We start from the raw sequence: 12,423 nt of genomic DNA, 5'->3' as shown, positions 1-12,423 counted from the left end.
CTACTAAAATACCCCTTTATGTGGGGTTTAAATAAAATTTAGCAATACCTTAACAGTTCTTTATGCTTTTCACAAAAGCATCTATTCCATCAATTCCATTCTTATCCAACTCTTTTATAAAAGCAGAACCAATAATAGCTCCGTTCATGTACTCACACGCAGTTGCAAATGTTTTATGATCTGAAATTCCAAAGCCAACAATTAACTTGCTTTGTAAATTCATGTTTTTGATTCTATTAAAATAATCAATTTGCTGTTGAGAAATTTCTCCTTTCGCTCCAGTTATCGAAGCCGAAGCTACTACATAAATAAATGCTTCGGTTAGACCGTCAATTTTACGAATACGTTCTTCTGAAGTATGCGGAGTGATTAAAAACACATTGGTAATTCCGAAGTTTTTGAATAACTGTTGGTAATGATTTTCAAACTCAATCATGGGTAAATCTGGAATTATCACAGTGTCAATTCCGCAGTCTTTTACTTTTTGGCAAAAAGCAGCTTCACCATATTTTATAATTTGATTCAAATATCCCATTAAAACCAACGGAGTTTTATTAGCTTCTTTTATCGATAGTAATTGCTCAAAAACAACATCTAAATTCATTCCGTTTTTAAGTGCAACAGAACTACTTTGTTGTATCGTAGTTCCATCAGCTAAAGGATCGGAATACGGCAAACCAACTTCAATAAAATCAACCTCATTTTTACTTAATTCTGAAATGATTTTCGTTGTATCTTCTAGTTTTGGAAAACCTGCTGTAAAGAAAATAGACAATAAATCTTTATCTTTTTTCTGAAATATTTGTTGAACTGAATTCATATATTTTTTAGTCATTGCGAGGAATGAAAAGACGTGACAACCTTATTTTTCAGATTCCTTCATTTCATTCGGAATGACGTTTATTTTAAATGTTTGATATACGTTTCTAAATCTTTATCTCCTCTACCTGATAAGTTGATGATAATAGTTTGATCTTTTTTCAAACTCATCTTTGGTAAAACTGCCAAGGCATGTGCACTTTCCAAAGCAGGAATAATTCCTTCTATTTTTGTTAATTCATAGGCTGCTTCCAAAGCTTCATCATCTGTAGCATTCATAAATGTTGCTCTTTTTTCATCAAACAAAAAAGCGTGTAAAGGCCCAACTCCAGGATAATCCAATCCTGCTGAAATGGAATACGGTTCTACTATTTGTCCGTATTCATCTTGCATTAAAATAGTTTTACTTCCATGAATCACACCTACTTCTCCTAATTGAGAAGTCGCTGCACTTTCTCCTGAATGCACTCCTAAACCAGCTGCTTCAACAGCAATTAATTCCACCTTTTCATCCTCTAAATAATGATAAAAAGCACCTGCTGCATTTGATCCTCCTCCCACACAGGCAATCACCGTATCTGGATTTTCTTTTCCTGTTTGTTCTTTTAACTGCCATTTCATTTCTTCTGAAATAATGGCTTGCAAACGCGCCACCATATCTGGGTATGGATGCGGACCCACCACCGAACCAATTAAATAATACGTGTCTGGATGTTGAATCCAATAGCGAATCGCTTCATTAGTAGCATCTTTTAAGGTTTTACTTCCGCTAGTTGCCGCTACAACTTTTGCTCCTAACATTTTCATTCGAGCTACATTAGGCGCCTGACGTTTGATATCCGTTTCTCCCATAAAAACAACACATTCTAACCCCATCAACGCACAAACGGTTGCAGTAGCCACTCCATGTTGTCCTGCTCCTGTTTCAGCAATAATTTTAGTCTTTCCTAATTGCTTTGCAATTAAAATTTGACCAATTGTATTGTTTACTTTATGTGCTCCTGTATGATTTAAATCTTCTCGTTTTAAATAAATAGTAGCTCCATATTTTTCAGATAATCTTTTTGCTAAATACAACGGACTTGGGCGACCTACATAATGTTTTAGCAAGTCTTTATATTCTTTCTGAAAAGTTTCTGACTCGATAATTTTAATATAATTATCTTCTAGTTCCTTAACGTTTGGATATAACAATTCTGGAATAAATGCGCCTCCAAACTGTCCGTAGTATCCATTTTTATCTGGTTGAAATTTCGATTTCATTACTTAATTATATTTCGTCATTGCGAATCTTATTTAAAAGATTACTTCACTTCGTTCGTGATGACGGCATGTTTAAATTTCTTAATATCTTTTATTGATTTTACACCTGGTTGTGTTTCAAACTTACTATTCACATCCAAAGCATGTATAGGCAAACTTAATTTCATTAGTTTTTGTACTTCTGAAACTTCCTCTAAACCGATACCTCCACTTAAAAAGAATGGAGTTTTTGAGTCGTAATTCTCTAAAACTTTCCAGTTGAAAGTAACTCCATTTCCTCCTCGTTCTTTTCCTTTAGTGTCGAATAAAAAATAATCAACTACTTCTTCAAATGGTTTTAATACTGAAAAATCAAACTCCTCTTTGATTCCGAAGACTTTAATTACCTCTATCGTTTTTGGATTTCGTTTCTTTTTTAATTGTGATATCTGCTCTTCTTCTGCTGTTTGAAATACTTCTTTTAACTTCTTAATATATTCTACGCTTTCCTCTCCATGTAATTGAACCACATCTAACTGATATTCTTGGATTAAGGAAACTACAATTTCTACATATTCATTTACAAAAACTCCTACTTTTTTTACTCCTTGAGGCAATTCTGGAATAATTCCTTCAAAATTTCTTGGCGATTTTTCATAGAAAATAAACCCTAAATAATCAGGTTGTAACTCAGCAACTTGCTGAATATTTTCTATGTGTTTCATTCCACAAACTTTTAGCTTCATCTTATTTTTTTTCTGTCATTGTGAGTAAAGCGAAGCAATCTTTTATGAAGATTCCTTCACTTAGTTCGGAATGACGGTAGTTTATCTAATTTGTGCTATAAATTCTTTACATGCTTCCCCTGGATTATCGGTTTTCATGAAGTTTTCTCCTATTAAAAACCCTAGAAATCCATATTCTTTTAATCCTGTAATAATTCTTGGGTCGGAAATTCCACTTTCTGAAATTTTTAATGCTGAATCAGGAATTTGATTCGCTAAATTCATTGAATGTTCTAAATCCACTTCAAATGTTTTTAGGTTTCTATTATTAATTCCGATAATCTTATTATCTAAGTCTCCTATTTTATCTAAATCTTCTTGAGAGTGCACTTCATATAACACTTCCAACCCTAAATCGGCTGCTAATTGTCCGTAGTTTTTTAGTTGCGTAGCATCCAAACAAGTGGCTATTAACAATACCACATCGGCACCAATTGCTTTGGCTTCTACAATTTGAAAACCATCAACAATAAAATCTTTTCTAAGAATTGGTTTGGTGGTATTGATTGTTCTGGCTTCCATTAAATCTGCCATTGTTCCCCCGAAAAAGGAAGTATCGGTTAAAATAGATTGTGCAGCTACATTGGCATCTAAATACCCATTAGTTACCTCGCTTACCATTGCTTTATCATTAATAATTCCTTTAGAAGGTGATTGTCTTTTAAATTCAGCAATAATTCCTGTTGAATACGGATCTAACAACGATTTTTTTAACGAAATCGCTTCCTTTTTAAAATACGGACTCTCAATTAATTTCTTTACAGGAATTTCAGATTTTATCTTTGCTATTTCCTGTTTTTTAAAGGCTACTATTTTATCTAGTATGGTCATAAATTCTTTTTGATGTGATTCTGAAACAAGTTCAGAATGACGTTTAATTCACTAATTTTTCTAACGATTGTTTTGCTCTTAATCCTAACAAAGAATCTTTTGCTTCTTCAAAAGCAATTTCAAAAGTTTTATTGCTATCAAAGGTTTTCAAAGCAAATGCAGCATTGGTTAACACTACATTGTTTTGAGCTTCTGTTCCTTTTCCATTGATAATGTCAATAAATATTTTTGCTGCTTCTTTTACGGTATCTCCTCCAAAAATATCAGATTGATGTACTTGTTTTTGACCTAAATCAGACGGTGATAGTTGTTGTTCTGTTTCTTTGGTAAACAATTTAAAGTCACCCGTCAAAGAAATTTCATCATAACCATCCAACGCATGTACCACTCCGTAATTTATAGTTGATTGCTGCAACATATAATTATATACTCTTGCAACCTCTAAATTAAACACCCCGACCAACTGATTTTGTGGTGAACTCGGATTTACTAATGGCCCTAACATGTTAAAAAACGTTTTTACTCCTAATTCTCTGCGAATCGGGGCTACTACTTTCATAGCTGGATGAAATAACGGCGCGTGTAAAAAGCAAATATTCGCATTATCTAACTGTCTTTTTAACGTAGCTTCATCATTCGTAAAGTTATATCCTAAAAACTCTAACATATTGGATGATCCGGAAGCTGAAGAAACTCCGTAGTTACCATGTTTTGCTACTTTATGTCCTGTTCCTGCTACCACAAAAGATGTTAGGGTTGATATATTAAAAGTGTTTTTACCATCACCTCCTGTTCCGCATAAATCAATCGTATTAAAATCAGACAAATCTATTTTTACAGCCAACTCTAACAAAGCTTCTCTAAAACCTGATAATTCATCTACTGATACCGGGCGCATTAAAAAAACTGTAATAAAAGCAGCTATTTGCGATGCGTTATATTTCTCTTGAGCAATATTGATTAATACTTCTTTCGATTGTTCTTTAGTCAATCTTTTTTGCTCAAATAATGTGTTTAAAATATGTTTCATTGCTCAAATTAGTTATTACGAGGAACAACGTGACGTGGTAATCCTAATTATTAAGGTTCCTTCACTTTGTTCGGAATGACGTTATTTTTTTATACTTTCAATAAAATTTTGAATCATCTTTTTACCTTCTGGTGTTAAAATACTTTCAGGATGAAACTGAACTGCTTCTAAATGATGTGTTTTATGACGCAACGCCATAATACTTCCCGCATCATCAATTGCGGTAATTTCTAGTTCTGATGGAAAATTAGTATGAGAAGCAATCCAAGAATGGTAACGAGCAGCTTCAAAAGTTTCTGGAATATCTTTAAATGTAATCGTATCATTTTTTGTTACCTTCATTTGGGTAGCTACTCCATGAAATACATCGTTTAAGTTTTCTAACTCACCTCCAAAAACTTCAGTAATGGCTTGCAATCCTAAACAGACACCAAAAATTGGAATTTTACCCGCATAGGTTTTTATGGTTTCTTTTAAAATTCCTGCTTCATCTGGTATTCCCGGTCCTGGAGATAAAATAATAGCGTCGTAATTTTGAATTTCTTCAATTGAAATTTCATCGTTACGATACACATCTGGCAACGTTCCGGTTATATCTTCTACATAATGCACCAAGTTATAGGTGAATGAATCGTAGTTATCTAATATTAAAATCTTCATCTTAAATATTTTCTGCCAACACCAAAGCTTTCTTTAATGCTGCCAATTTATTATTTACTTCTTGTAACTCGTTTTCTTCTTTAGAATTGATTACAATTCCAGCTCCCGCTTGGTAATACAGCGTATTGTTTTTACTTACAAACGAACGAATGGCAATGGCTTGATTAACATTTCCGTTTAATCCTATAAAACCAACACAACCACCATAAAATCCACGAGTTTGATTTTCGTATTTGTCTATTAATTCCATCGCCTTATATTTTGGAGCTCCGCTTAACGTTCCTGCAGGAAAAGTATCTCCAACAATTTCTATCGGATTTCCTGTAATGGTTCCTGTTACTGTAGATACTAAATGTATTACATGACTAAAAAATTGTACTTCTTTATAGGTTTCAACCGTTACACTGGTAGCGTGTTTGCTTAAATCATTACGCGCTAAATCAACCAACATTACATGCTCTGCGTTTTCTTTTGGATCGTTTGCTAGTTCCTTTGCTAATTCTCTATCTCTCTCATCATCACCTGTTCTTCTAAAAGTTCCTGCGATTGGATTGATTATCGCTTGTTTGTCTTCAATTTTAATTTGTGCTTCTGGTGAAGATCCCATTAATTTAAAACTTCCGTAATCAAAATAGAATAAATAAGGGGATGGATTAATGGAACGCAGAGCTCTATATACATTAAATTCATCTCCTTTAAATTGTTGTTGAAACTGACGTGATAACACTAACTGAAACACATCTCCTCTCTTGCAATGTTCTTTTGCTTTGGCAACATTTTTCTTAAACTCTTCATCAGTTACATTAGATGTTTCTTCTCCTGTAAAAGTAAAATCATACTTCGCAAAAGACTGTGAGTTCACTAAATTTTCAATTTCAGACAATCTTGAAGTTTCTCCTGTCGGAATATTTTCAATTAAAATCAATTCATTTTTAAAATGATTAATCGCTACAATAAATCTGAAAAAACTGTATTGCAACATCGGGATTGCCGAAGGTGCTTTTTGAGAATTAAACTCAATCGTTTCAAAATACTGAACCGCATCAAAAGTAGTATATCCATACAACCCATTAAAGGATTTAATTTCGTCGGAACAATCAACTTCAATTACATTGCTATACTGATCAAAACGCTGATAAAAATCTTTTTCAATATTCTTTCTATCTAATAATTCCTTCTTATAAGAGAATGAAATTTCGTTTTCTTCCGCTTTTATAGTTACTAAGGGTTCAATACATAAAAAAGAATAGCTGTTTTCTTTGCTATGATAATCTGAACTCTCTAACAACAAACTATTCGCATATTTATCACGAGTACGCAAATACAAACTCACAGGAGTAATGGTATCAGCCAGTTGTTGTTTAGAAATTGTTGTAAACTTTATTGTATCCATTCTTAAATTTGTTGTAACAAAAAAGGCTTATCATGAGATAAGCCTTTTCGTTGTATTATAGATATAACAAGATGGTCTCACTAACGTAAGTTACGAGATTTCCACCACCAGTTATTTAATAATTGTTTCATCATTATGATACAAATGTATAAAGTCATTTTGATTTTGCAAACTTTTCTTTCAAATTATTTAATTCAACTACAAAATAGTAAGTTATTTGGAGTAAAGACACCTAAATATATTTCATTTAAATACAAAAAATAAAATAAATATTTAAAAATGAAACTATATTTTAACTTTTAATTACAATTAAGAGACATAAATAAGTTATTTGTAACAGAAATAAACTTAAAAGAATAAAATTTTTAAAAAGATATCGTTATGTGTGGAATTGTATGTGCGTTTGATTTAAAACAATCTTCAGAAGAATTAAGACCTCAACTATTAGAAATGGCAAAAAAAATTCGTCATAGAGGACCAGATTGGAGTGGAATTTATAGCGACAAAAAAACTATTATGGCTCACGAGCGACTGGCAATCGTTGATCCTGCTTCAGGACAACAACCGTTATTTAGCCATGATCGTCGTTTTGTTTTAGCTGCCAATGGAGAAATATACAATCACAAAGAAATTAGAAACCAATTAACCGAAAAACATGAGTTCTTAACAAAATCTGACTGTGAAGTAATTTTAGCTTTATACAAAGAAAAAGGAGTTGAGTTCCTAGACGATTTAAACGGAATTTTCGGGTTTGCCGTTTACGATTCATTAACCGATGAGTATTTAATAGCGCGCGACCATATGGGAATTATTCCTTTGTATATGGGATGGGATAAACACGGAACTTTCTACGTTGCTTCTGAACTAAAAGCTTTAGAAGGATATTGCAACAAAATTGAAGTATTTCCTCCAGGGCACTATTACACAAGAGAGGATGGTTTACAAAAATGGTATCAAAGAGATTGGATGGAGTATGAAGCTGTTAAAGAAAACCAAACTTCAATTGATGAAATTAGAGATGCTTTAGAAGCTGCGGTACACCGTCAGTTAATGAGTGATGTGCCTTACGGAGTTTTACTATCTGGCGGTTTAGATTCTTCTATCACCTCTGCTATTGCAAAAAAATATGCTTCTAAACGAGTAGAATCAGACGATAAAGACGAAGCTTGGTATCCACAGTTACATTCTTTTTCTATTGGTTTAGAAGGATCTCCTGACTTAGCTGCTGCCAAAAAAGTATCAAATTATATAGGCACTATTCACCACGAAATTACCTTCACTATTCAAGAAGGTTTAGATGCTATTCGTGATGTAATTTATAACCTTGAAACATATGACATAACTACAGTTAGAGCCTCAACCCCAATGTATTTAATGGCACGTGTTATTAAATCAATGGGAATAAAAATGGTGCTTTCTGGTGAAGGAGCAGATGAAATTTTTGGTGGATATTTATACTTCCATAAAGCTCCAAATGCAGAGGAATTCCATAAGGAAACTGTTCGTAAACTTGATAAATTATACCAATACGATTGCTTAAGAGCTAACAAAAGTTTAATGGCTTGGGGTATTGAAGGAAGAGTTCCTTTCTTAGACAAAGAATTTATGGATGTAGCTATGCGAATTAACCCGCAAGATAAAATGATTAACGGTGAGCGCATGGAAAAATGGGTATTACGAAAAGCTTTTGAAAGTTATTTACCTAAAGAAGTAGCTTGGAGACAAAAAGAGCAATTCTCTGATGGAGTTGGGTATAACTGGATAGACACTTTAAAGGAAGTTGTTGAAACAGCAGTTACTGATGAAATGATGGCAAATGCTACTCATAGATTCCCAACACAAACTCCAAGAGCCAAAGAAGAATATTATTATCGTGCAATTTTTGAAGAGCATTTTCCAAGTGAAACAGCTGCTTTAACCGTACCATCGGTTCCGTCAATTGCTTGTAGCACACCTACAGCATTGGCTTGGGATGCTAGCTTCCAAAACCAAAACGAACCTAGTGGTAGAGCCATTAAAATGGTGCACGAAGACGCTTACTAGGAAATTTCTTAGTTATTTTTAAATTTTAGTTATGTTGGAATCCTGCTTAAAGCGGGATTTTTTCCTTTTTACACCTTAGACATACTGATTTTACTATAAATGTCATATACATGACATTTAAATGACGTGCTAAAAACCAGCTTTTTCTCATAGATTTGCATCATAAAATTCTACAAAATGGAAAATAAAACTTTAGGAAAAAGGTTAAAATATTACAGAACTTTAAAAGGGTATTCTCAAGACGAACTAGCTTCTTATTCTAATGTTGGAGTCAGAACAATTCAACGTATAGAAAAAGATGAAGTACAACCACATCTACAAACCTTAAAATTACTTGCTGAAAGTTTAGAGATTAATATTGATGACCTAAAAGTTGTTGAAAACCCAAATCATGAACTTATTCAAAAAAAGTGGCTTTTATTACTACATAGCAGCTCTCTTCTAGGATTAATAATTCCTTTTGCTAACATTTTATTTCCTTTGTTTTTATGGATTCATAAAGAAAAAGACAATCCAACTTACAACTTACACGGAAAAGCAATTATCAACTTTCAATGCTCATTAACACTATATTTTCTAATTTCTTTACTCCTATTTTTTCCCTTTCCTGGTTATAATTTTTTTTTAACGGTTCTTGTTTTTCTTTTTGGAATTATAACAACCTTATACAACATTAAAACAGTTCTTAACTCTGAAACATACAACTATCCTCTTTCAATAAAATTTCTAAAAAACTAACGTAAGTATATTACTATATATTAATTTTAAAACTCTATCCGAATGAACAAAAAATTCATAACGGCAGTAACTTCTATTGCCGTACCATTAGTATTTATTTTAGGGCTCTACACCTTAAACCCTATAATTGGTTTTATTAAACTTAACACTGAACATAGTAAATTAACGTTAGCTATTATCGGAGTCATTTTAGCTATTCTGGTAAATTATGTTTTTTACAATTCAACTAAGCAAAACCTTATTCCAAACAAATCAACTTTAAAAAAAACAAGTGCAGGTTTAGTTGTTGGAGTTAGCATTACTTTAATCCTATTAGGAGTCTTACTAACTTTTAGTGAATTAAAAGTTGAATTGAATACTCAAAAAAATTACTCAGAAGCTTTAATGTGGTGTCTTATCTTTTTTCCTTTAGCATATATGGAAGAAGTTATTTTTAGAGGAACCGCTTTTATCAAACTAAAAAACACTGTTGGAATTCGAAGCGCTCAACTCATCTTTGCTTTGCTTTTTGCTTTTTATCACGATCCTACAGGAAGCACTTTTGGAACTCAACTTTTAGGACCGGGGTTTTGGGCTTTAATTTATGGATGGGCTGCTATAAAATCAGGAGGAATTGCTTTTCCAACAGGAATTCATGCAGGCGCTAACATAGCGCAAGCTTTACTTGGAATGAAAGAAGATGTTTTTTCTATCTGGAATTTTTACTACGATGACAACATCACTCAAAAACTACAAAACAAAACAGAATTTATAGGTTTAATTATTCAGCTTTGTATTCTTGCTACTGGGATAGTTTTAACTGAGCAAATACATAAGGGAAACAAACAAAAAACTTAAATAAATGTTATCATTTAAAGTTTTTAACTTTTTCTTATGTTAATCAAATATTAAAGTTGAAACATCTGAATTATTTTTAATACAATTTGGAATGTTTTTCCAACTCCTACCTCTTTTTTGATCTTAATTTTGGGTATTAAAGCTAATCTCCTCTTTTTTATTAACCACAAAACTTAGTACCATGAAAAAATTAATTTTTGGTTTTTTATTTATAGGTCTAACCAGCCTACTACATTCTCAAAACAATGGTTTATCTAAAAACGTTATTCTTGAACCTGTAACCATTAAAACTTTAAACTTAAGTTATTTAAAAGAAGTACAATCAAAAGAAACCCCAGAAGTTGCTATAGCTTTAGAAAATGAAGCTGCTAGATACGATATTACAGAAGACCCTCTTTTTGATAGAGAGTTCGAAGCTTATGAAGTAGTTTTTAAAGCAAAAACCGAAGGTGGAAGCTCAGGATCAATAACCGCTACTTATGACACTGATGGCAAAATATTAAAATCTGTTGAGAGGTATAAAAACGTATTGCTTCCCAGAAGTTTAAGAGATATTATTAACGAAAAATATCCAGGATGGAAAATCCATAAAGATATTTATTTAGTTAACTACAGAAGTGACAGGGATTCTAAAAAGGTTTTTAGAGTGCAATTGAGAAAAAATAATGATAAGAAAAACATAAAAATTGATTATAAAGGAAACATTCAATAAAATCTCTTTAATTAAAAAATCAATCAACTCTTTTTATATAATACCTAAAAAGTGTTTTCATCTTCAAAAAGCACTTTTTAGGTATTCTCCCAAATGAGCATGGATTTTACCTGTTTAACAACAAGTTAACAAAAACAAAAACTTGCATTTGTTACCTTTACACATGGCTGTTTATCTTGTTCAACATATAACCAATACTAAACCAGCTATTGATTTAGCGATTGCCTTTTACTCCAAACTTCAACTATCACTTTTAAAGAGATGTATTAATTGTTGGGTTGACACGAAAAAGAATAGTGTTTTTTATCTAATAAAAGCATCTCGAAAAAAAACTATCAAAAAGTTATATTATAAATCTACAAATCTTCATCCTCATAAAATAGTTCCTGTAAATAACCACTTAGTTTATGCTTTTTTAAAAAGTGAACAACAATTAAAAATGATTCAATCACAATTTGTATTCAAAACACAAGAACACACCACACTTTTTATCGCCAAAACAATTAACAAGTATGTTCTATTAAACAATCTAAAAAAAAACAAAACCCGTAACGCTTTATTATACAAAAAAACAGTTATCAAAAACTTAATTCATTCTTATAACGGCAATCAAATAAACACCAACAACAAAGATTACATAGCTTCGTTCCCTACTTTTAAAAAAGCTTTCGATTGTTCGCTAGCTATTCAAAAAAAACTACAAAAGAGAGTGAATTATATTTCTACTAAATTTATTTTATATCCTTATTCTTCAGAATTAAACATAAAAACCTCTACTTCAAACATTTCAAAAATTATTGATTTGTTATATTTTGTAAAAACGGAAAAACAGTTTATTCTTTCATCTCAATTGTCAAAAAACCATTCATTTCAAAATCATTTTACTGAAAAAGAGAACATCTCTTACTGTGTTTTAAAACCTGAAAATGAGAACTTTTTGTTTTCTTTATTAGATGTTATTTCTGAAAATTATCAAAATCCAGATTTTAGTATTCCAGATATCGCTTCACTTATGATGATGTGTAAAACCTCTTTATATAGAAACTGTAAAGCAGTTACAGGAAGTTCTATCAATCAAATTTTAAAAGAATATCGACTTTTAAAATCAATTAGTTCAATTGCTTCAAAAAAATCCGACATCAGTCAAATTTCTATTGATGTTGGTTTTAACAGTCTTTCATATTTTTCCAACTGCTTTAAAAAGAAATTCGGAATTACTCCTTCCGCTTTTTTAAAGCAACAAAACAATTTTAATTTATCTTAACATATTATAAATAATTAGGAATTATTCGATAGATTTAACTCCAAAACTCATCAAAATTACACCTTAAAA

Annotated in this window: 12 protein-coding genes; 5 read left to right on the top strand and 7 right to left on the bottom strand. The window is 31.7% G+C overall.

Translation table 11 applies throughout. The features are described 5' to 3' along the window. Positions 1-49: 49 nt before the first annotated feature. The 7 genes from trpA to ACKTST_RS02970 form a co-directional block, all read right to left on the bottom strand. Positions 50-820, bottom strand: coding sequence for a tryptophan synthase subunit alpha (gene trpA, locus ACKTST_RS03000; RefSeq protein WP_408046318.1), 771 nt, complete (start codon positions 818-820; stop codon positions 50-52). A gap of 80 nt (positions 821-900) precedes the next feature. Beyond that, a complete protein-coding gene (gene trpB, locus ACKTST_RS02995) occupies positions 901-2,082 on the bottom strand; it encodes a tryptophan synthase subunit beta (protein ID WP_408046317.1) in 1,182 nt (393 codons plus the stop codon). A gap of 41 nt (positions 2,083-2,123) precedes the next feature. Further along, on the bottom strand, positions 2,124-2,786 hold the full coding sequence (locus ACKTST_RS02990) for a phosphoribosylanthranilate isomerase (RefSeq protein ID WP_408046316.1): 663 nt from the start codon (positions 2,784-2,786) through the stop codon (positions 2,124-2,126). A 102-nt stretch (positions 2,787-2,888) separates the two neighbouring features. Beyond that, positions 2,889-3,677, bottom strand: coding sequence for an indole-3-glycerol phosphate synthase TrpC (trpC, locus tag ACKTST_RS02985; protein ID WP_408046315.1), 789 nt, complete (start codon positions 3,675-3,677; stop codon positions 2,889-2,891). A 43-nt stretch (positions 3,678-3,720) separates the two neighbouring features. Further along, positions 3,721-4,707 carry an anthranilate phosphoribosyltransferase gene (gene trpD / locus ACKTST_RS02980; protein ID WP_408046314.1) on the bottom strand — a complete coding sequence of 329 codons (987 nt, stop codon included), beginning with the start codon at positions 4,705-4,707 and terminating at the stop codon, positions 3,721-3,723. Positions 4,708-4,788: 81 nt separating this feature from the next. Then, on the bottom strand, positions 4,789-5,367 hold the full coding sequence (locus tag ACKTST_RS02975; protein ID WP_408046313.1) for an anthranilate synthase component II: 579 nt from the start codon (positions 5,365-5,367) through the stop codon (positions 4,789-4,791). A gap of 1 nt (position 5,368) precedes the next feature. After that, positions 5,369-6,760, bottom strand: coding sequence for an anthranilate synthase component I family protein (locus ACKTST_RS02970; protein WP_408046312.1), 1,392 nt, complete (start codon positions 6,758-6,760; stop codon positions 5,369-5,371). Positions 6,761-7,141: 381 nt separating this feature from the next. On the opposite strand from ACKTST_RS02970, the gene asnB reads away from it, so the two are divergent. From asnB to ACKTST_RS02945, 5 genes are all read left to right on the top strand, one after another. Beyond that, entirely contained in the window at positions 7,142-8,803 is a 1,662-nt protein-coding gene (asnB, locus tag ACKTST_RS02965) for an asparagine synthase B (RefSeq protein WP_408046311.1), read from the top strand. Positions 8,804-8,980: 177 nt separating this feature from the next. Then, positions 8,981-9,541 (top strand): DUF4870 domain-containing protein, encoded by a 561-nt coding sequence (locus tag ACKTST_RS02960; protein ID WP_408046310.1) that lies wholly within the window; start codon positions 8,981-8,983, stop codon positions 9,539-9,541. A 42-nt stretch (positions 9,542-9,583) separates the two neighbouring features. Next, a complete protein-coding gene (locus tag ACKTST_RS02955; RefSeq protein WP_408046309.1) occupies positions 9,584-10,378 on the top strand; it encodes a CPBP family intramembrane glutamic endopeptidase in 795 nt (264 codons plus the stop codon). Positions 10,379-10,559: 181 nt separating this feature from the next. Further along, a complete protein-coding gene (locus tag ACKTST_RS02950; RefSeq protein ID WP_408046308.1) occupies positions 10,560-11,090 on the top strand; it encodes a hypothetical protein in 531 nt (176 codons plus the stop codon). A 163-nt stretch (positions 11,091-11,253) separates the two neighbouring features. Beyond that, positions 11,254-12,354 carry a helix-turn-helix domain-containing protein gene (locus ACKTST_RS02945; RefSeq protein ID WP_408046307.1) on the top strand — a complete coding sequence of 367 codons (1,101 nt, stop codon included), beginning with the start codon at positions 11,254-11,256 and terminating at the stop codon, positions 12,352-12,354. The last annotated feature ends 69 nt before the right edge of the window (positions 12,355-12,423 follow it).

The sequence above is a fragment of the Tenacibaculum crassostreae genome, assembly GCF_964512405.1.
Lineage (GTDB): Bacteria > Bacteroidota > Bacteroidia > Flavobacteriales > Flavobacteriaceae > Polaribacter > Polaribacter crassostreae.
The sequence above is the reverse complement of the archived record's forward strand: the minus strand, read 5'-3'. Positions and strand labels throughout refer to the sequence as shown.